Origin of the sequence: Caballeronia sp. (genome assembly GCF_028292365.1) — a bacterium.
Classification (GTDB): Bacteria; Pseudomonadota; Gammaproteobacteria; order Burkholderiales; family Burkholderiaceae; genus Caballeronia.
On record NZ_JAQGMM010000311.1, the window covers coordinates 19,715 to 37,470 of the forward strand.

A 17,756-nucleotide genomic window follows, 5' to 3' on the forward strand; every position below is an offset into this window, starting at 1 on the left:
GCGCGAACGTCCTGCGTTCTGGTGATGGGAGGCTAGCTCGCCTGGGCGAATGCCCAACAATCGTTGGCGGGGAATTCGACCCAGTGTTTGCCTGGATCGCGCGGTGTGTGACCGAACGCGCGAAAGCGCAATTCGCCGCAATGGAAGAGGTATTCCCACCGATCGCCGAGATACATCGACGTCACGAGGTTCGCTTGCAAGCGGTTTTGACCAGGGCCGTCCGCCACCTGCACGCGCTCGAGACGAATCACCGCTTGCGCGTTTTGGCCGGCCTGCAAGGGTTCGCGAGCATGGGCGCGCAACTGGAAACCATCGCCGGCGAGCACCACATGCGAACCGCTGACGGACGCCACTTTTGCATCAATGCGATTGTTGCTGCCCATGAACTCCGCCGTGTAAAGCGAGCACGGCGAACCGTAAAGTTCAGCGGGCGTGCCCTCCTGTTCAATGCGTCCGTTGCGCAACAGCAGAATGCGGTCGGACATCGCCATGGCTTCGGTCTGGTCGTGCGTCACGCAAAGCGCGGACAATCCAAGCGATACGATCAGTTCCCGCAGCCACGCGCGCGCTTCCTCGCGCAATTTGGCGTCAAGGTTGGAGAGGGGTTCATCAAGCAGGATGACCGGCGGGTTGTAGACGAGCGCACGCGCAATAGCCACGCGTTGCTGCTGACCACCAGATAACTGGTACGGAAAACGTTCGGCAAGATGACCGAGCCCGAGTTGGTCGAGCGCGCTTTGCACGCGGCGCTTTCTTTCCGTAGTGGACACCTTGCGCAGCTTCAGCCCATACCCCACGTTGTCCGCCACCGTGCGATGCGGCCAGAGTGCATACGACTGGAACACGAGGCCGAGCGAGCGCTGCTCGACCGGGCAATCGATCCGGGCGGCGCCGTCGAAGAAGACTTGTTGATCGAGTGCGATGCGGCCCTCTGACGGTTGTTCAAGACCCGCCACGGCGCGCAGCAGCGTCGTCTTGCCGCTGCCCGATGCACCGAGCAAGCACACCACTTCGCCCGCGTTCAACTCAAACGACACGCCCTTCAGAATCGGATTCGCGCCGTAGCTCAGGAACAGGTTGTCGACGATCAGCTTATCCATGAAGTTTCACTCCGAAGCGCAATGCCACGCCGAGCCCGGCGCCGACCATCGCGATGTTGATGACAGAAAGCGCCGCGACCTGGTCGACCGCGCCCGTCGCCCACAGCGACACGAGCAGCGCGCCAATCACTTCAGTGCCGGGAGACAGCAGATAAACAGCCGTCGAATACTCACGCTCGAAGATCATGAAGATCAGCAGCCATGCAGCCAGCAAACCGAAGCGCACGAGCGGCAGCGTGACGTCGAGACTCACGCGTGAACGGGTTGCGCCGACACTGCGCCCGGCCTCTTCAAGTTCAGGTCCGACCTGCAGCAATGCGCTTTGAATCAGGCGCATTCCATACGCGAGCCACACGACCGTGTACGCGATCCAGATGCTCCACATCGAGTTCTTCAGTTCCTTGATGCCGGGCACGAACAGGAAGATCCACAGGAACGCGAGACCGGCAAGCAGCCCGGGCACGGCGCGCGGCAGCAGCACGAGATAGTCGAGCAGCTTCGCGCCCCAGTCGTTGCGCCGATGCCCCGCGAATGCAACGAGCGAATAGAAGCCCACCGCAACCGCGCCGCCAATCACGCCAATGCCGAGCGTGTTGAGAATCGCGCGGACGAGATTATCCTGCTCGAAGAGTTCAGTGAAGTTGGCTAGTGTCAGCACTTCCGAGAGTGCAACGCCCTCGCCCCAGTTCGTGACGAACGAACGCAGCACAATGCCCGAGAGTGGAACAAACACCGTGAGGAACAACCACAATACGACGATACCCAATGCAATCCAGCGCCATGCGCCCAGCGGCAGCACGGTCTGACGTCCCGCCTTGCCTTTGACCGTGACGAACTTGCTCGCGCTCTTGAGCAGGTGACGCTGCAGCAGCACGAGCGGAAAGGTAATCGCGACGATGCACATGGCGACCGCGGCCATCAGGTGATACGACGGCACGCCGAGCTTGTTGGTGAGCTTGTAGAGGTACGTCGCGAGGACGAGGTGCCCTTCAGGATCGCCAAGAACCAGCGGCAGGCCAAATACTTCGAAGCCCAGGAAAAACACCAGCACGCCGGCGAATAAGAGCGCGGGCATGGTCATTGGCAGACTGACATCGAGCGCGACGCGAAACGGCCGTGCACCGGCCACGCGTGCGGCTTCTTCCACGTCGGAGCCAAGATTGCGCAGCGCAGCCGATGAATACAAATACACGTGCGGCACATGCGTCAAGCCGACAATGATCGTGATCGCGAAGATCGAATAGATCGACCATGGTGCGTTCTCGAGTCCGGTCAACTGCTTGAACCACACGGAATAGAAGCCGACCGGTCCCGCCGCGACGACGTAACCGAATGCGAGCACCATCGGCGAAACGAAAACGGGCGTGAGCAGCAGCGGTTCAAGCCAGCGACGTCCCGGCAAGTCGGTGCGCACCATCAGGAACGCAAGAATGCCGCCGAGCGGGATCGAGATGAACAGCATTCCACCGGCGATGATGAACGAGTTTTTCAGCGCCGACCAGAAGTCGGGATCGTCGAAAATAAACCGGTAACCCGCGACGCCGAAGGTCCGGTTGGCATCGAAGAACGGTGCGTTCAGGAAACTCTGCACCACGATAAACGATAGCGGCAGCAACACCGCCACGGTCAGCACCGCTATCACGATCCAGCGGAAAGTCGCGCCCAGGCCACGCCACCCGCCATCAGGCAGGGTCGGCACTTTGCCTGTACCGTTCGTCGCGAGGACGCCCGGCACATCGTTCGAACGTTGAGTCAGCATGCGTGTTCCCCTACGCCTTGTGCGGCGCATGCGAGAAGTTGTCGGGAGGTCCGCCGGCTTAGGCGGACGGCGGGCCTAGCGCTTGATAGCCTGTTGCCACTGCCTCAGGAATTCGAGGCGCTTGGACTGGTCGAGATAGACCAGCAGACCCGCGCCGATAGGGATCGGCTTGAGGGAATCGCCCAGTTGCCGGGTGAGTCCTGCCATGGAGGTTTCGCCATCCACGTCGGCGCGAATGGAGAACAGGTTGGCCTGGTTCGCCAGCAGCGTCTGGCCGCGTCTGGACAACAGGTAGTCCACCCAGAGCTTGGCCGCGTCGGGATTTTTAGCCTTCTTCGAGATCGTCACCAGGCGGCTCACCACCTGCGTGTAATCCTTCGGATAGACATATCCGATCGACGGATCCTTCTTTGCCTTCGCAAACGCGTACGAGCCCAGGATGTTGTAGCCAATCAGGTTTTCACCGGACGAAATGCGTTCCATCATCGCGCCCGTGCTCGACTGCAGCTTGGGATTCAGCGCGCCCATGGCTTCGACCAGTTGCCATGTGACTTGAGGATTTACCCGTGCGTCCTGCGTCAGATAATTGAAGCCGACACCCGACTTCTCGATGTCGTAGGTGGTGACCTTGCCCCTGAATTTATCGGCATGCGTGGTGAGCAGCTTGATCAGGTCCGAGCGCGTCTGGGGCACTTCGTTTGCCGGCACCAGGCGCTTGTTGTAGACGATCGCGAGCGGCTCGTAGGTCGTGCCGTAGGCCTGCTTCTGGTACTGCGCCCACTGCGGTACATGTGAAGCTTCAGGTGACTCGTAGCTTGCCATCATGCCGTCGTTGACGAGCTTGACCTGCAGGTCCATGGCCGAACTCCACAGCACGTCCGCGCTCGTGCTGTTCGCGGCGTTTTCGCTGATAAAGCGGTTGTAGAGCTCCGTGCTGTTCATGTCGTTGTATTCGACCTTGATGCCGTACATCGACTCGAAGTCCTTGATCAGGGGCCGCACGAGCGCGGTATCCGTGACGGAGTAAACCAGCAGCTTGCCTTCCTTCTTCGCGCCGTCGATCACCGACTGATAGCCCCCGGGATAACCCTCGGGCACCAGCGCATACGCCGCCTGCATCGTAAAAAGCAACGCCAGGGTCGCTGGCAAGCGCAGCTTGTGGTTCAAATTTTTCATGTCTTTTTTCATGTCTTCCTCCAGAATTGCTTGTTGTACATTTGTCATACTCGAGTTGGCGCATAGTAAGTTACTGGTACTTTCAGCCTGCTTTCATTTCTTATCGAAATGGCCGCGAACCCCTGTTTCGGCCTCATGGATTTCCCTGATTCCTCTCATGCGCGTACTCCTCGTTGAAGACAATCCCACCCTCGCCAGGTCGCTGGCCGACGCGCTCTCTCAAGCGCGATTTGCCGTCGATTGCATGCATGACGGCGAGGCTGCCGACCACGTTTTGCGCACGCAGGACTACGCGCTCGTGATCCTCGATCTCGGGCTGCCAAAACTCGACGGGCTCGAAGTGCTGCGACGCCTGCGGCAACGCCGTAATGCCGTGCCAGTGATGATCCTGACCGCGCACGGGTCGGTGGAAGATCGGGTGAAGGGGCTTGATCTGGGCGCCGATGACTACCTCGCGAAGCCGTTCGAACTGAGCGAACTCGAAGCGCGGGCCCGAGCACTGATCCGGCGCAGCCACGGCCATGAGCAAACTAAAACCGCTTGCGGGCCGCTCGAATACGACAGCGTCGATCACAGCTTTCGTCTTGACGGCGAGCAGCTTGCGTTGACGCCACGCGAGCGCGCGGTGCTGGAGGTGCTGATCCTGCGCAACGGCCGCGCGATCAATAAGGAAACGCTGTCGGAGAAGATCTTCGGTATCGATGAATCCGTGAATCCGGATGCGATAGAGATCTACGTGTACCGGCTAAGAAAGAAACTCGAACGCAGTGGCGTTGCGATCGTTACGCTGCGCGGCCTGGGGTATTTGCTGGAAGCCAGACAAGAACCTGTTGCGGCCGGCGTCTGATGAAGAAGCCGAATCTTCGGCGGCAAGTCGCGCTATGGCTGCTGCTGCCGCTGCTTGCCCTGCTCGCGCTCGATGCATGGCTGACGTATCAACGTGCGATGAGCGCCGCGCACGTCGCGTTCGACCGCTCGCTTGAGTACTCGCTTAAGTCGATCCGCGAAGGCACGCGTCTGGTCAATGGCACGGTGGAAGTGGATCTGCCGTATCTCGCGCTGGAGATGTTCGAATCGAATGCGGGTGGCAAGATCTATTACCTGATCCGCGAAGAAAGTGGCCCCGCGGTGACGGGTTACCCTGACTTGCCGATGCCGCCGCCGCGAGCCACTCCCGAGTCTTATCAAACGAGTTTCTACGACGCCAGCTTTCGCGGCGAAGAATTACGCATGGGCGTGCTGCGCCTGCCGGTACACGACGTGCCGGGCGCCCAGACGCGCGTGGTGTGGATCATGGTAGGAGAAACAATCGAGCCGCGCCAGGCGCTTGCTCGTCAGATCCTGAGGGGTTCGCTGCTGCAGGAATGTCTCCTGGTCGTGCTGGCGCTGGCAATCGTCTGGCTCGGTGTGGGACGCGGACTAAGGCCGCTGAACCTGCTCTCGGCCAAGGTCGCAGCACGCACTGAAGACGACCCCACTCCGCTCGATAAAGCGGGCCTGCCGAATGAAGTCGAGCCGCTGGTGGAGTCCATCAATCAATACATCGGGCGGTTACGACGCATGCAGGAATCGCGGCGGCGCTTTTTCACGGACGCCGCGCATCAACTCAAGACACCGCTCGCCATCATCCAGGCCGAGTCGGAACTCGCGCTGCGCGAAACGCTGAACGAGCCCGCGCGCGTGCATCTGACGCGTCTGAACGGCGCCGTCAGGCAAGCGGCAAAGGGCGTGCAGCAACTCCTGTCGCTATCACGCCTCGACAACGACAGCAGCGACGCCGGTTTGCTTATGCCGCTGCGCCTCGACAAGCTCGCGCGAAGCGTGACGCTCGACTGGTCGCCCGTGGCGAGGGCACGCGATATCGATCTCGGTTTCGAGCATGAGGCGGACGCCGAGGTCATGGGGAATCGGGAATTGCTGGCGGAGCTGTGCGGCAATCTGATCGATAACGCCGTTCGTTATGCCGGCGACAGTTCCATCATCACGGTCCGCGTAGCACGCATGGAAGAAGACTCGTTGCTGCAGGTTATCGACAATGGTCCCGGCATTGCACCGCATGAACGCGATGCGGTGTTCGAGCGTTTCTACCGCAGCCAGACGGAATACTACGTGGAAGGAAGCGGACTGGGACTCGCGATCGTACGCGAGATCGCGCGGGTACATCATGCGCAGATTGCCCTTGGCGATGCACCCGGCGGCGGACTGGTGGTCAGCGTCCGGTTTCCATCGAAGGTGCTTTAAAGCAAGTCAGTCTGCCCGCCATAGAAACTATTTCAGCGAACCCAGCATCTCCCGGCACGTCTCGACAAATTGTTCGACGAGCGCTGACCGTTCGCCATTGATCGCAATGCTTGCCACAACCGGAATCGAGATCAACGGCGCCAGCGGCACGACCCGCAACCCTTGCGCGCGAGCCGAAAGCGCCGCGATTTCATCCACTATGGTGATCAGCTTCGAGCGCGCCGCCAACGCAACCAGCGAGTGATACGACTGCGCGGTGATGGTCACATTCACGGTCACTGACAGCTCCTCCAGACGCTTGGCGAGCAGCCTTCCCAGCGGGTCCGCAGGATCCGGGCCGGCAATCTCGCGGCCCTCCAGCGCATCGAGTTCAATGGACGGCGTATCCGGCAACATGGAAGGATGTCCCACGCATACAAGCCGGCTGGCAGCCAGTTCGATCTCCTTGATGGCCGGGTGGGACACGCTGTGATACAGGATGCCGACGTCCGCCTCCATGAGCGCGATGCTGGCCACGGCGGTCGCCGAATAATCGGCGCGAATCGACAGCTTCACGCCGGGGTGTTTCGCCTGAAATGCGAGCGCCGCGTCGGCCACCACGGTCTGCGCGAGCGCGGGCGCAGCGAGAACACGGATGGACGAATCGGCGGTGCCGCCCCGCAGATTCTGCGCGAGCCGCTGAACGGCCTGAAGCTGTTCGTCGAGCCGAAGTATCTCGGGGAACAGCAACTGTGCTTCCCGGGTCGGAATCAGCTTGCCGCGAACCCGGTCGAAGAGCGGGTAACCCAACTGGCGCTCCGCGCTTTGCAGGATTTGCGTGATTGCCGGTTGCGTCAGGGACAGCAGCGCGGCCGCGGCTTTAAGCGTTCCGGTCACGCGGATAGCGTTCACTACTTCTATATGCCTGAGCCGCATCGAATAGGAAGTCCGGTGGATTCAACTTCGCAGTCGGCCCGGGCGAGCGGCCCGCCGTCTGCTCATGCGTTCGTCAACCCGCTCGCACTCGCCGCAACGGGTACTGCCCGCTTGCGAAAGTACAGGATACACAACAGCGCAAGCACCGCCGTGACCATGACGTAATAAGCGGGGATGAACTTGCTGCCGGTCGCGTTGGCGATCCACGTGCAGATCATCAGCGACAAGCCGCCGAAGACCGCAAAGGTCAGGTTGTGAACGATCGCGATGCTGGTCGTGCGCGTGTCATGCGGAAAGAGTTCGGCCACGAACGCGGGCATCGCGCCCTGAAACACCATCACGCATGCGGTCAATCCTGTGACGCAGAACACATACGTTCCTACCGTCGGCGATGCGACCATCAGATGGAACGCGGGAATGGTCAGGATCGCCGTCAGCGAGGTACCGATCGCGATCAGCGGAAGACGGCCCACTCTGTCCGAGAGCGCGCCGAAGACCGGCGGCAAGACGATCTGTGCGGCAGAATATCCGATGGCGCCCCACATCGAATCTGCCGCGCTCATGCCCAGCACTTTCTGTGCATAGAGAGGGATGAACACGCCGAGCAAATAATTCGTCGATGCCGCTAGCGAGTACAAGCCAATCGCCGCCGTGATGCGCATCTTCGCCGTTGCGAACGTGTTGCGAATTGGATTGCGTTCGTGGCTGGACGCCTTGAATTCAGGGGTTTCATCGACCCGGCGACGAATCCAGTAACCAAACGGCACGATCGCCAGCCCGATCAAAAACGGTATGCGCCAACCCCATGACAGCAGTGAATCGGGCGTCATCAGTTTAGTGGTGCCAAGTCCCACGAGGCTAGCCAGACCAGTCGCAAGACCAATCCCGACCACCTGGTAGCTGGCGAAATAACCCTTCATGCGCGCAGGCGCATGTTCGGTGACGAAGGACACGGTCGAGCCGAATTCACCGCCTGCCGAGAACCCCTGCAAGACCTTGCCGAAGACCAGGATCAACGTTCCGGCAACCCCGAGCATGGCATAGGTCGGGGCACACGCGATCACCAGCGTGCCCGCGCCCATGAGCCAGATCGTGAGCATCATGCCCGCCTTGCGGCCGCGCTTGTCGCTATAAGCGCCGATCACCATCGCGCCCAGCGGGCGGATGAAATAGCTGACGCCGAAGGTTGCGGCGGCGGCCAGCATCGACGTGTAGGCATCGCCGGTTGGAAAGAAGACCCTGGCAATGACCACCGCTAAAAAACCATACACAAACAGGTCGTAGAACTCGAGCATATTACCGACCAGCGCCGACGCCAGGATGCGCCGGAACTTGCTGCGCTGCTCGGAGGTTAGAACGTTATCGGTGGACATGGATGTTTCGTTTTCCTTTTCCGGTGCGGGAGGCGTCAGCAGGCACGCTGACGATTTCTTGGAGGAAGGCTGTGCTTAAGCGCGGGTCGGCGCATTCAGGTAATCAAATGCGGTGAGCGCGAAGATTTCGCCTAGCGCCCGCAGCTCGTCTACATGCACGTATTCATCCGCCGCACCCATGTTGTAAGAGGTCAGGCCGCATACGACCGTCGGCACGCCGTGCCTTCGATACAGCCGTGCGTCGGACGCACCCACGCGCATGTTGACGACCGGCTCGGTGCCGAGCTTCGCTGCGCAGTTGCGTTTGAGTGTTTGGATGACCTCGTGATCGGGATCGGTCCAGCTCGGTTCGTATTCACGAAGGATGTCGAAGGAAACACCCGGATGACGAGCGACGATCGCGCTTAACCTGGCTTTCATTTGCGCCACCGATACGCCGACTGGAAGTCGGATATCGGCCGTTGCAGTCGCTTGATCCGCAATCAGGTTCGATAACCGGCCACCGCTGATCGTGCCGAATGTGATGGTTGGAGTGCGAAGCACATCGCTCTCGCCAACGCCGGAGATTGCCTCGGACACGGCGGCTGAGCGAGCGATAGCCGCGAGCACTTCCGGCGGCGCGGCAACGGGATAGTCGCGTACGCTCTTGAGCTCCTGAATGGCATCCAGCAGTTTCTCGATTGCGCTGTCGCCCTTGTGGACGTGCGCCGCGTGGGCAGACATGCCGGTTGCATCCAGGCGCAGCCAGATCATTCCCTTCTCGCCGAATCGCAGCACGTGGGGCGAGCCTGTGTCGGCGCTGATCATCGCGTCGCCGGCTGCGTGCGGGACATGATCGAGAAGGTATCCGCTGCCCTCGGTGCCCATGCTTTCTTCGTCGCCGGCAAACGTGGCGACCACCTCGCCTGCGAACGATTCACGTAGCCGGGAGAGATGGCGCACGGCGAAGATGATGGCGGCGAGACCGCTCTTCATGTCCGACACGCCAAGTCCGAATAACTTTCCGTCGCGCTCCTCGCCGTTGAAATCAACAGACCATTGCTTTGCGTTGACGAGTGGGAACGTGTCAAGGTGCCCGTTAAAAACGAGTCGTCGCCCCGGAGCCGCGCCGCGAACGCGGACCACGAGGTTCATTACGTGCGGGAGCGTGCCGTAGCGTTCGACGCTGACGTCGAACCCTTCGAACATCGCCTCGATCGCGTCTGCGATAGCGTGGGTGTCGCCCGGCGGATAGGCGCTGGGAACGGCCACCAGGGCGCGTGCGAGCGCAATGATCTCGTGACTGGATTGTGCGACGGCGCCCGCAAGGGCGCTGCGCATGTGGGCGATTTCAGCATCGCCCGCAATTGCCTCATCGGCTAGCATGTCTGGTCTCCATCTAGTTGAATGTGGGTGCTTCACCCTGATGTGAAACAACCAGCATTGACTAGATGGTCGGTAGCCGAATTAGCCCGGTCCAATCAACCATAATGGGTTGGGTATAAGTAAAACTTAAGCGGTGTACCGCCCGGACAACGAGCGAATGGCCTCGCTGTGAAGATCAGGAGGCCGTTACAATGCCGTTGACAGGCCCATTGGTCGCAGTGCAGCAACGTTTAGTAAGGCTGAGTAGCGAGACTGAGTAGCGGGACTTCGTAGCGAGGCTGAATAGCAAGATCGGGGAAATGACCGGTACCGCGCGGGCCCGGATCATCTTCAGGACAAAGAGGCTGGTCGGCGCTGAGGGGATCTATGTTCAACAACATGTTCAGCGTAGTGAATGGACCGGATGGACGTCATTTCTATGTCCACACCGACAGCATGCCCGTGGCGATCGTTCTCGTCATCATGTTGTTCCTGGCGATTCTGTTGTCCAGCATGCTCTGCTACTACATCACCCGCTTTATCTTGTTGAAGATCGTCGGTCACCTCGCGCGTGGCGAGCGCCGCAAATGGCTGCGTGCCGCCGAGCGCCGCAAAGTGTTTGACCGGCTGGCGCCGCTGGTGCCTGCGATCATCATTTATCTTTCAGCCCCGTTGCTCACCGGCGTGACTTTCCCGATTATTTCCGCGCTGGGTGATCCAGTGGAGACGCTGTCCGCATGCTTCATGGTCGTGACCATCTTGCGGGCCGCATTCGCGTTCCTGGAAAGCATTGAAGATCGCTACAGTCACTTTCCCTTTGCAACCCAGAGACCGATCAAGAGCTTTCTTCAGATAGCCGCCATCTTCCTGTACGTGCTTGCGCTGATTGCCGCGGTGTCATTGTTATTGCATCGCTCGCCGGCCAATTTCCTCACCGGCGTGAGCGCAATGACTGCGCTCCTGATCATTATCTTTCGCGATTCGCTGCTAGGTTTTGTCGCCAGCATTCAACTGGCCGCGTATGACATGCTGCGCGTGGGCGACTGGATCGAAGTACCCGGATTCGTGGCTGACGGAACGGTCATCGACATTGCGCTGAACACGATCAAGGTTCAGAACTTCGATAATTCCATTGTCATGCTGCCAAGCTATGTGTTGCTGACCAATAGCGTCAAGAACTGGCGCGGCATGGTTGAATCCGGTGGGCGGCGGGTCAAGCATGCCATTAACCTGGACATTGAGAGCATCCGGTTTTGCGACGACGAACTGCTCGCCAAACTGACGGCGAGCGCCGCCTTTCGGGTGCCGTTCACCGTGCCCGACGATGGGCATCGCCTGACCAACCTCGGCGTGTTTCGCCGGTACCTGACCGACTACTTTCGCCACTACCCTGCGATCCGAAAAGACATGCCGCTAGTGGTTCGCCAGTTGCAATCCACGGAACATGGTCTGCCGCTGGAAGTGTTCCTGTTCATCGACGAAACGAGCTGGGAATTGTACGAACAAATCCAGTCGGATATGTTCGACCATGTCTATGGCATCTTGCCGCTATTCAATTTGCGTGTCTGGCAAATGCGCTAGCGGCGCCGGGTAAGAACCCGGTCGCGCTCCGTTATCCGGCCAGCCCCTCGACAATACATACGACGACGGTAAAAGCGCCAATGCAGGCGGCCAGAGTGGCTACTGCTTTCGCAAAAGGATTCATGCGGCCCCCAAAATCGATAAAGAGAAGCGCATCTTATATTGGAATGAAAGCAAAAAGAAATAATTGTATTAAATGAAAGCTTAGACAAAACCCAGGCGCTGGCCGCGAGGGATTTGTTGAGATGGATTCGCGTAAATCACTAACCCCGACTTCCAAGCCAGGCGAAAAATCGGCGCGATGATTGCGATCGCGAAGTTACGCTGCGACTGCTCGCTCAAGGTATTTGATGCGCTGCCGATAACGCGTACACCACCGAAAAGAATAAAAAGGAAAATCATGAGAGGTCTTTCCCTCCTGGTTGCAAGTGCAGCGCTTGCCGTGCTGTCCGGTTGTTCGACGACGCAGAGCATTGTCCCGGGGCCTCAAGCGAAGTTATCGCCCATGACGACAGCTTGTTTTACAGCGCATGGCGGCAGGTCGGCGGACATGGATGCCGCCGTTCAACGCAACCTCGAAAACCACGGCGTATCCGTTTCGATCGCTCCGGCGTGCGACAAGGCCGACATGAACGTCTCCTACACCGATAGCTGGTTTTGGGACATCGTCATGTATCTGCGATCGATGGATATCCGCTTCTACAAGGCACCGAGCGGCGGCCTGATCGCTTCAGGCCACTGGAAAAACTCAGTGTTGCATCAGTTCCCGAATGCGGATGGCGTCGTTCAAGACCTGATGGATGGCATGTTCGTTCAGGCGGGTGAGCCCGGTGCCATCCGAACCAAAGCAGCATCGAATTAGAAATAGATCATTCGCTCGCATCGCACGAGCAGCGCATCTGGGGACCAACATGACCATCCTGTTTTTTCTTCTACAGATTGTCTACAGCCTGTTGCAAACCGCAGCCATATTCGCGGGCCTCGAATACTGGCTTGGCTGGCCGAACTGGGTGTGCGCGCTGGTCGGCGGCATTTTCGTCTTTGGGCTTCGGATCACACCCATCACCGTTCCGTTGGGCATCGTCGGAGCACACTACGGCTTTCAATGGTCGTGGCCCATGTCCTTGCTGCTATTTTTCGCTCCGCTACTGCTGATCATCGCTCTAGCGATTTTCGGCCGCGCTGCGGGCGGCACCAAGTGGCTGGTACGCTGGTAGGTCAGAAGCCACGCTGCACTTTTGCGAGAGGCGGCGTTTCCCATAGCCCCCTTGCCTATCTTATTTTTAGACGGTATCTTGACGGGGTTCTAATCGCTAGCGCGGGAGAGACTGTCACGGCAACAAGGTGACGGCGCCGACGGAGCAACCGCCCCGGAAACTCTCAGGCCAAAGGACCGCGCAGCAGGAACATCTGGAGAGCGACGCTTTAATGCGTCCACCGACGGGGATGTCGTGCGTGCAACGCCACGACTGAAACTCTCAGGTACACGGACAGATGGGGCATAGACGCCGGCAACACCGGCGATGCCCAACTTTCATCTGGACCTTGTCATGTCACGAATCGCCATCATTGGCGCCGGTATCACCGGCGTCACGACTGCTTACGCCCTTTCCGAACGCGGCCACGACATCACCGTTTTCGAGCGTCATCGATACGCGGCGATGGAAACATCGTTCGCCAACGGCGGCCAGCTTTCCGCCAGCAACGCCGAGGTCTGGAACAGCATGGCCACCGTGCTTAAGGGCCTGCGCTGGATGTTCACGCGCGACGCACCGCTGCTGCTTAACCCCGCGCCGAGTTGGCACAAGTATTCGTGGATGGGCGAATTCCTGCGCCAGATCCCGAACTACCGGGCCAATACCGTTGAGACAGTGCGCCTTGCCATTGCCGCGCGCGAGCATCTGTTTGGGATTGCCGAACGTGAAGGGATCGACTTCGATCTCGAGCAGCGCGGCATCTTGCATATGTATCAGCAGAAGAAGGACTTCGATACCGCCGCGAAAGTGAACCAGCTTTTGCAGACTGGCGGGCTTGATCGGCGCGCGGTCACGAACGACGAAATGCGCGCGATCGAGCCTACGTTGCAAGGCGATTTCCACGGTGGATTTTTCACGCCTTCCGACTCGACCGGCGACATCCACAAGTTCACGCGCGGTCTGGCCGAAGTCTGCGAGCGGCGCGGCGTACGCTTTCATTACGACACGCAGATAGCGGATATCGCGCAGCGTGGCGACGGGCCGTTCGGATTACGTGTGCTGCAGGGCGGCATCGCGGGTGATGAGCAACAGTATGAATTCGACCGCATCGTGGTGTGTGCTGGCGTGGCAAGCCGGCAGATTGCATCGATGCTCGGCGACCATGTGAATATCTATCCGGTGAAGGGTTATTCGATCACCGTGTGCCTTGATGATGCTGCGAGTCGCGAGGGTGCGCCGTGGGTCAGCCTGCTTGACGAGAGCGCGAAAATTGTCACGAGCCGGCTTGGCGCTGACCGTTTTCGCGTAGCGGGTACGGCTGAAATCAATGGCTTCAATCGCGATATTCGCTCGGACCGGATTGCACCACTTGTGGATTGGACGCGGCGCTATTTCCCGGGTGTGGCGACGTCGCGTGTGATTCCGTGGGCGGGCTTAAGGCCGATGCTGCCAAGCATGTTGCCGAAGGTCGGAAGCGGTAAGCGTCGAGGGGTGTTCTATAACACGGGACATGGGCACTTGGGATGGACACTGTCGGCGGCGACTGCGCACAGCATTGCTGAGCTGATGTAGGAATTGGTTTGTTGCTCGCGCCCGGGATTGGCGGTAGCGGTCGGGATTGGTCCCGGGTTGCTGCTTCCCGTGTTAGTGGTTTGCTTAGGTTGGCTAATTTCTTTAACACCGTTCACCACTACGCGTAGCGGCACGTTGCGGCAAAGCCCTTGATGCAGACCCCATGTAAATCAACGACCGCGCGCCCCATCTGTCTATTGAGATGGACGCGCGGAAAAGTGCGTTAGCGTGGGCCCGTTGCAACCAACGGAGACACCACCGGATGACAACGGAATTAACACGCTATAACGGCTATCGGTATGTGCTGCACAAGGGGCGAAGCTTTTCGCTTTTGCCGTGGTAACAGTAGCAACGGGAGCTAAACATGGACCAGAAGAAGAACTATCACGACGCTGAACTAGTTGGGCTGTCCTACACCCGAGACAGGCAACATCTAGTGCTGAATTTTCAGCTTGTGAACGGCGATCTAGCGGTCGTCCGGTGCGATGGAGTAACGCATTTCAAGCTTGGCGAAATGAGTTTACAGAACGTCACTTCACGGTTGTTGCTTTCTTCCGAGCGGGAGTTTCACCCGGATGAAATTCGCAGTCACATCAATTGGGCGTGTAGTCGAGACGGACACGAACACGCGATGACTGACGCAGGAGCCACACACTTCGTAACTGAGATACGGGAGCGGAGATTGACCGTGCTTGTTTTAGAGCCGTCTATCGGGGCCGAGTTGGTTGTGGTCTGCAAGGCGGTTGCACACGTCGAGTAAAGCGGCTTCAGGATCGTCGCCGCTGCACATTGCGGGCGTGGCGTGCTTGTGCGACGTTGCTAGCGCTATTGTCGTTGGCGGGTTTTCTCAATCCGCCGTTCCCAAGCTTCAGCCCTGCGTCGCGTAATCAACACCTACGCGGCCCGGCACGTAGCTCGAGCCATCCACCCGCACGAGCAAAACCTCTCATGCAAACTGAGTCGCACTCGCCCGCAGCGGCCGCTCAACCGGCGCATCAAGCACAAGCCTGCCGAATTCCTGCGCGGCGAGCGTGGGCTCACCCTTCCCCCACAGCAGCCTGAATTCCGCTTCCGGCAAGGGCGGCAACCCATACTGCCCATCGACCACCACAATCCCCGGCTCCAGGTCATCGCGAGTCAGCGGAGTAATCCCAAGCCCCGCCATCACGGCAGCACGTATCCCCGACTGACTCGACGATGTAAACGCAACATGCCAGTCCACCGGCAAGCCATCAAGCGCCTCAAGCGCCACTCGCCGATTCACACACGGCGCCGGGAAAAACGCGAGCGGCAGCGACGCCCCCGCGCGCGCTTCGAACGATTCGGCCGCCGCCCAGACGAACCGCGTGCGCCGCAACACAATGCCCTCAGTGCCCGGATCCGCGTCCCCCTGCACGCACAGCACCACGGCCAGATCCAGCTCGTGCGCGGCGACCATCGCCTGCGAATCGAGACTCATGCCCACGCTCACGTCCAGTCGCACATTCGGAAATGCCCGGGAAAACTGCGTAAGCAAAACAGGCAACCGCTCTCCCATGAAAATATCGGGTGCTCCAAAACGCACGACCCCGGAAGCCGGAGACGATTGAAAACGCTGCGTGACCGCGTCCATCGCGTTGAGGATTTGCATCGCGTACCGCAAGAAATCCTCGCCATCTTCAGTCAAGGTCAGACTGCGCGTGGTCCGGTATAAAAGCGGCCGGCCCACTTCTTCTTCAAGCCGCCGTATTTGGTGACTGATCGCAGATTGCGTCAGGTTCAACCGTCGCGCCGCCTTGGTAAAACCGCCGGCTTCCGTGACAGCAACAAACGCGCGCAGGAGGGCAAGATCGAGGTTCATGGTCGGAATCAATGATGACGAGGCTTAATCAATGATAGTAAATTAAATCATTTCCATCATAAAGCAAGGACGCCGAGAATAAATCCAACGACTTCTTCCGGTAGCCTGCCATGGATGTTTCGCCTCGCGTTTCGCCTGACTTCGCCAATCAACTGGCTGTCACGCTGCTGCTGACCGGCGTGATCGCTGCGACTTACGGATTCGGCGTTTATCTCTTTCCTGTCGTCCTGCCGCAGATGAAGCAGGACATCGGCTTTAACTATGCACAGGCCGGGTACATCACGGCCGCACGGCAAATGGCCAATGTCGCGATGGCGCTGCTATCAGGTCTCGCCGCCGCCCGTTTTGGGGCAGCAAGAGTCGTGCTCGTGGCAACTGCGCTGTCAGCGCTCGACCTCGCCGGCCTCGCATTCGCCAAAAACACCTGGATGATGGGCATCGCCTTGGTCACGCTCAATGCTTGCGCCGCCGCGACCTGGGTTCCCATGATGGCGCTGATCGCGCCGTTGATCGATGAGCGCCATCGGGCGAAAGCCATCGGCGTCATTGGCAGCGGCACGAACTTCGGAGTCTTGCTGAACGGACTGATGGTGCCGGCGTTGCTGGCGTCGTGGGGCTGGCGTTCTGTCTGGCTCGTGAGCGCCGTGCTGACCACCATGTTGAGCGCCGTGATGGTCCTCATGTTTGCACGGTTTAGCCCTGCGTCGGCAACACAGCCACGCGTCACGCCTCCGCGCCAAACCAAACGGCAAGGCATGCGTTTTGAACTGCGACCCATGCTCGCCAGAAAATTCCTGCTGGTGTACGCCATCGCAGTGCTATGCGGTTTTGCCGGTGTCCCGTTCATCACCTACTTCTCGGCTTATTCGCACGACGACCTGCATCTGGGTCTCGATGTAACCGCGCACGCGTGGGCGCTCGTCGGGCTGGTCGGCGTGGTGAGCGGACTGGTGCTCGGCATGATCGGCGATATGCACGGCAGTCCTGATCGAAATGGCCGCACGCAGCGAGATGGCATGCGTACCGCGCTCGTCAGTGCGGGGGTCCTGCTTTTGTGCGCGTCGCTGATCGCAGCATCGCGTCCGGGCGGTTACGCCCTGATGGTCGCGGCAGTCGCATTCGGCTTTTCATTCTTCCCGATTTTCGGTCTGTTGCATGCGTATGTCGGTAAGACGAGCGCGCCCGCCCTGGCGGCATTGGTGTGCGGAATCTGCGAGGCGGCGTTTGGCGTGGGCGGCGCGTTGGGAAACGTAATGGGAGGACTGTGCAAGGCGCTGTTCGGTTCGTTTCAGCCGGTGTACGGGCTGGCATCGGCGGCCTCGGTCATCCTCATCGGATTGTCATTCCTCGTGCCGAGCACACGACGGGATACGCCGGTTTGCAGAAGCGGTCTCGCCAATTTGCAGTGATGGCATAGCGAGCGAGATCCAGTCCACAGGATTGAATGAGTCAGGCGGCGCGAGGAACCGCGACTGCAGAAAGCTCACCCCCGTTCTTCGAACGCGCGACGCAAGGACAATGCAATACCTTGTGCCGCCCGCTTCACTTCATCAAGTGACGGAAAGGTCGGTGCAACGCGCAGATGCCGGTCCCGTGGATCGAGACCATGAGGGAACGCAGCGCCTGCCGGCGTCATCGCAATACCGGCGTCGGCGGCCA

At 59.7% G+C, this 17,756-nt stretch carries 16 protein-coding genes, 1 pseudogene and 1 riboswitch; of the genes and pseudogenes, 8 read left to right on the top strand and 9 right to left on the bottom strand.

Features of this window, described 5'->3' with window-relative positions; translation table 11 throughout:
- Nucleotides 1-32: 32 nt before the first annotated feature.
- The 3 genes from JWR14_RS19225 to JWR14_RS19235 form a co-directional block, all read right to left on the bottom strand.
- Nucleotides 33-1,100 (bottom strand): ABC transporter ATP-binding protein, encoded by a 1,068-nt coding sequence (locus tag JWR14_RS19225; protein WP_299709888.1) that lies wholly within the window; start codon nucleotides 1,098-1,100, stop codon nucleotides 33-35.
- On the bottom strand, nucleotides 1,093-2,799 hold the full coding sequence (locus JWR14_RS19230) for an iron ABC transporter permease (RefSeq protein ID WP_299709912.1): 1,707 nt from the start codon (nucleotides 2,797-2,799) through the stop codon (nucleotides 1,093-1,095). The genes JWR14_RS19225 and JWR14_RS19230 overlap by 8 nt, the downstream gene beginning before the upstream one ends.
- 135 nt (nucleotides 2,800-2,934) lie before the next feature.
- Nucleotides 2,935-3,978 (bottom strand): ABC transporter substrate-binding protein, encoded by a 1,044-nt coding sequence (locus JWR14_RS19235; protein WP_299709914.1) that lies wholly within the window; start codon nucleotides 3,976-3,978, stop codon nucleotides 2,935-2,937.
- Nucleotides 3,979-4,192: 214 nt separating this feature from the next.
- Here JWR14_RS19235 and JWR14_RS19240 point away from each other — a divergent pair, with 214 nt between their 5' ends.
- The gene (locus JWR14_RS19240) at nucleotides 4,193-4,882 is read left to right on the top strand and encodes a response regulator (protein ID WP_299709890.1); all 690 of its coding nucleotides are present in this window, start codon (nucleotides 4,193-4,195) and stop codon (nucleotides 4,880-4,882) included.
- Entirely contained in the window at nucleotides 4,882-6,276 is a 1,395-nt protein-coding gene (locus JWR14_RS19245) for a sensor histidine kinase (protein ID WP_299709892.1), read from the top strand. Before JWR14_RS19240 ends, JWR14_RS19245 begins: the two co-directional genes overlap by 1 nt.
- A 27-nt stretch (nucleotides 6,277-6,303) precedes the next feature.
- Here JWR14_RS19245 and JWR14_RS19250 read toward each other — a convergent pair whose 3' ends face one another.
- The 3 genes from JWR14_RS19250 to JWR14_RS19260 all read right to left on the bottom strand — a co-directional run bounded on the left by JWR14_RS19250 (nucleotide 6,304) and on the right by JWR14_RS19260 (nucleotide 9,929).
- Nucleotides 6,304-7,191, bottom strand: coding sequence for a LysR substrate-binding domain-containing protein (locus JWR14_RS19250; protein WP_299709894.1), 888 nt, complete (start codon nucleotides 7,189-7,191; stop codon nucleotides 6,304-6,306).
- 62 nt (nucleotides 7,192-7,253) lie between these two features.
- On the bottom strand, nucleotides 7,254-8,564 hold the full coding sequence (locus tag JWR14_RS19255; RefSeq protein ID WP_299709896.1) for an MFS transporter: 1,311 nt from the start codon (nucleotides 8,562-8,564) through the stop codon (nucleotides 7,254-7,256).
- A 75-nt stretch (nucleotides 8,565-8,639) separates the two neighbouring features.
- The gene (locus tag JWR14_RS19260; protein ID WP_299709897.1) at nucleotides 8,640-9,929 is read right to left on the bottom strand and encodes a M20/M25/M40 family metallo-hydrolase; all 1,290 of its coding nucleotides are present in this window, start codon (nucleotides 9,927-9,929) and stop codon (nucleotides 8,640-8,642) included.
- 366 nt (nucleotides 9,930-10,295) lie between these two features.
- Here JWR14_RS19260 and JWR14_RS19265 point away from each other — a divergent pair, with 366 nt between their 5' ends.
- The gene (locus JWR14_RS19265; protein WP_299709898.1) at nucleotides 10,296-11,489 is read left to right on the top strand and encodes a mechanosensitive ion channel domain-containing protein; all 1,194 of its coding nucleotides are present in this window, start codon (nucleotides 10,296-10,298) and stop codon (nucleotides 11,487-11,489) included.
- 204 nt (nucleotides 11,490-11,693) lie between these two features.
- Here the strand turns inward: JWR14_RS19265 and JWR14_RS19270 are convergent, their stop codons facing one another.
- Nucleotides 11,694-11,891, bottom strand: coding sequence for a hypothetical protein (locus JWR14_RS19270; RefSeq protein ID WP_299709899.1), 198 nt, complete (start codon nucleotides 11,889-11,891; stop codon nucleotides 11,694-11,696).
- Between the two features lie 148 nt (nucleotides 11,892-12,039).
- On the opposite strand from JWR14_RS19270, the gene JWR14_RS19275 reads away from it, so the two are divergent.
- The 4 genes from JWR14_RS19275 (at nucleotide 12,040) to JWR14_RS19290 (ending at nucleotide 15,017) form a co-directional block, all read left to right on the top strand.
- A complete protein-coding gene (locus JWR14_RS19275) occupies nucleotides 12,040-12,351 on the top strand; it encodes a hypothetical protein (protein ID WP_299709901.1) in 312 nt (103 codons plus the stop codon).
- A gap of 49 nt (nucleotides 12,352-12,400) precedes the next feature.
- Entirely contained in the window at nucleotides 12,401-12,706 is a 306-nt protein-coding gene (locus JWR14_RS19280; protein WP_299709903.1) for a hypothetical protein, read from the top strand.
- A 92-nt stretch (nucleotides 12,707-12,798) separates the two neighbouring features.
- A riboswitch (glycine riboswitch) is annotated at nucleotides 12,799-12,895 on the top strand.
- Between the two features lie 144 nt (nucleotides 12,896-13,039).
- Nucleotides 13,040-14,257 (top strand): D-amino acid dehydrogenase, encoded by a 1,218-nt coding sequence (locus JWR14_RS19285; protein ID WP_299709905.1) that lies wholly within the window; start codon nucleotides 13,040-13,042, stop codon nucleotides 14,255-14,257.
- A gap of 364 nt (nucleotides 14,258-14,621) precedes the next feature.
- On the top strand, nucleotides 14,622-15,017 hold the full coding sequence (locus JWR14_RS19290; protein ID WP_299709907.1) for a hypothetical protein: 396 nt from the start codon (nucleotides 14,622-14,624) through the stop codon (nucleotides 15,015-15,017).
- Nucleotides 15,018-15,203: 186 nt separating this feature from the next.
- Here the strand turns inward: JWR14_RS19290 and JWR14_RS19295 are convergent, their stop codons facing one another.
- The gene (locus JWR14_RS19295; protein WP_299709909.1) at nucleotides 15,204-16,097 is read right to left on the bottom strand and encodes a LysR substrate-binding domain-containing protein; all 894 of its coding nucleotides are present in this window, start codon (nucleotides 16,095-16,097) and stop codon (nucleotides 15,204-15,206) included.
- A 110-nt stretch (nucleotides 16,098-16,207) separates the two neighbouring features.
- Between JWR14_RS19295 and JWR14_RS19300 the strand changes: the two genes are divergently transcribed.
- Nucleotides 16,208-17,506, top strand: coding sequence for an MFS transporter (locus JWR14_RS19300; RefSeq protein ID WP_299709911.1), 1,299 nt, complete (start codon nucleotides 16,208-16,210; stop codon nucleotides 17,504-17,506).
- A 74-nt stretch (nucleotides 17,507-17,580) separates the two neighbouring features.
- Here JWR14_RS19300 and JWR14_RS19305 read toward each other — a convergent pair.
- Nucleotides 17,581-17,756 (bottom strand): annotated as a pseudogene (locus JWR14_RS19305) (aminotransferase); the annotation flags it as partial.

Bases quoted from the DNA above. Each gene is read 5' to 3' on its own strand.
- JWR14_RS19225 (WP_299709888.1), bottom strand. From the start codon at position 1,100: ATGGATAAGCTGATCGTCGACAACCTGTTCCTGAGCTACGGCGCGAAT.
- JWR14_RS19235 (WP_299709914.1), bottom strand. From the start codon at position 3,978: ATGCAGGCGGCGTATGCGCTGGTGCCCGAGGGTTATCCCGGGGGCTAT.
- JWR14_RS19240 (WP_299709890.1), top strand. From the start codon at position 4,193: ATGCGCGTACTCCTCGTTGAAGACAATCCCACCCTCGCCAGGTCGCTG.
- JWR14_RS19245 (WP_299709892.1), top strand. From the start codon at position 4,882: ATGAAGAAGCCGAATCTTCGGCGGCAAGTCGCGCTATGGCTGCTGCTG.
- JWR14_RS19250 (WP_299709894.1), bottom strand. From the start codon at position 7,191: ATGCGGCTCAGGCATATAGAAGTAGTGAACGCTATCCGCGTGACCGGA.
- JWR14_RS19255 (WP_299709896.1), bottom strand. From the start codon at position 8,564: ATGTCCACCGATAACGTTCTAACCTCCGAGCAGCGCAGCAAGTTCCGG.
- JWR14_RS19260 (WP_299709897.1), bottom strand. From the start codon at position 9,929: ATGCTAGCCGATGAGGCAATTGCGGGCGATGCTGAAATCGCCCACATG.
- JWR14_RS19265 (WP_299709898.1), top strand. From the start codon at position 10,296: ATGTTCAACAACATGTTCAGCGTAGTGAATGGACCGGATGGACGTCAT.
- JWR14_RS19270 (WP_299709899.1), bottom strand. From the start codon at position 11,891: ATGATTTTCCTTTTTATTCTTTTCGGTGGTGTACGCGTTATCGGCAGC.
- JWR14_RS19275 (WP_299709901.1), top strand. From the start codon at position 12,040: ATGGATGCCGCCGTTCAACGCAACCTCGAAAACCACGGCGTATCCGTT.
- JWR14_RS19280 (WP_299709903.1), top strand. From the start codon at position 12,401: ATGACCATCCTGTTTTTTCTTCTACAGATTGTCTACAGCCTGTTGCAA.
- JWR14_RS19285 (WP_299709905.1), top strand. From the start codon at position 13,040: ATGTCACGAATCGCCATCATTGGCGCCGGTATCACCGGCGTCACGACT.
- JWR14_RS19290 (WP_299709907.1), top strand. From the start codon at position 14,622: ATGGACCAGAAGAAGAACTATCACGACGCTGAACTAGTTGGGCTGTCC.
- JWR14_RS19295 (WP_299709909.1), bottom strand. From the start codon at position 16,097: ATGAACCTCGATCTTGCCCTCCTGCGCGCGTTTGTTGCTGTCACGGAA.
- JWR14_RS19300 (WP_299709911.1), top strand. From the start codon at position 16,208: ATGGATGTTTCGCCTCGCGTTTCGCCTGACTTCGCCAATCAACTGGCT.